Raw genomic sequence first — 1,133 nt, 5'->3', positions numbered from 1 at the left:
TGGGAGGATTGCCTGATGAAAACGCGCGCCGCTGTCGCCGTTGCCGCCGGAAAGCCGCTGCAGATCATGGAGGTCGACCTCGAAGGTCCCCGCGATGGCGAGGTGCTGGTCGAGATCAAGGCAACCGGCATCTGCCACACCGACGAGTTCACGCTGTCGGGCGCCGACCCGGAAGGCCTGTTTCCGGCGATCCTCGGCCATGAGGGCGCCGGCATCGTCGTCGACGTCGGCAAGGGCGTCTCCTCGGTCAGGAAGGGCGACCATGTCATCCCGCTCTATACGCCGGAATGCCGGCAGTGCCCGTCCTGCCTGTCGCGCAAGACCAATCTGTGCACCGCCATCCGCGCCACCCAGGGACAGGGTTTGATGCCGGACGGCACCTCGCGCTTCTCGATCGGCAAGGACAAGCTGTTCCACTACATGGGCTGCTCGACCTTCTCCAACTTCACCGTGCTGCCCGAGATCGCGGTGGCCAAGGTCAATGCCGACGCCCCGTTCGACAAGATCTGCTACATCGGCTGCGGCGTCACCACCGGCATCGGTGCTGTGATCAACACGGCCAAGGTCGAGCAAGGCGCGACGGCGGTCGTCTTCGGCCTCGGCGGCATCGGCCTCAACGTCATCCAGGGCCTGCGCCTTGCCGGCGCCGACATGATCATCGGCGTCGACCTGAACAACGACAAGAAGGAATGGGGCGAGAAATTCGGCATGACGCATTTCGTCAATCCGAAGGAGATCGACGGCGATGTCGTGGCTCATCTCGTCAACATGACCAAGCGCGGCGCCGACCAGATCGGCGGCGCCGACTACACGTTCGACTGCACCGGCAACACCAAAGTCATGCGGCAGGCGCTGGAAGCCTCGCATCGCGGCTGGGGCAAGTCGGTCATCATCGGCGTTGCCGGCGCCGGCCAGGAGATCTCGACGCGGCCGTTCCAGCTGGTCACCGGCCGCACCTGGATGGGCACCGCCTTCGGCGGCGCGCGCGGCCGCACCGACGTGCCGAAGATCGTCGACTGGTACATGGCCGGCAAGATCGAGATCGATCCGATGATCACCCACACGCTGAAGCTCGAGGACATCAACAAGGGCTTTGACCTGATGCATGAAGGCAAGTCGATCAGGAGCGTGGT

1 protein-coding gene is annotated in these 1,133 nt (G+C 64.5%); it reads left to right on the top strand.

The genetic code is table 11. From position 1 onward, the window contains the following. Window positions 1-15: 15 nt before the first annotated feature. The coding region (locus NKI72_RS35090) for an S-(hydroxymethyl)glutathione dehydrogenase/class III alcohol dehydrogenase (protein ID WP_352852260.1) at window positions 16-1,133 on the top strand (1,118 nt) is incomplete at its 3' end.

This window comes from Mesorhizobium sp. M0437 (genome assembly GCF_040321335.1).
Lineage (GTDB): Bacteria > Pseudomonadota > Alphaproteobacteria > Rhizobiales > Rhizobiaceae > Mesorhizobium.
Note: the sequence above shows the minus strand (reverse complement) of the source record. Positions and strands in the feature narration are given on the sequence as shown.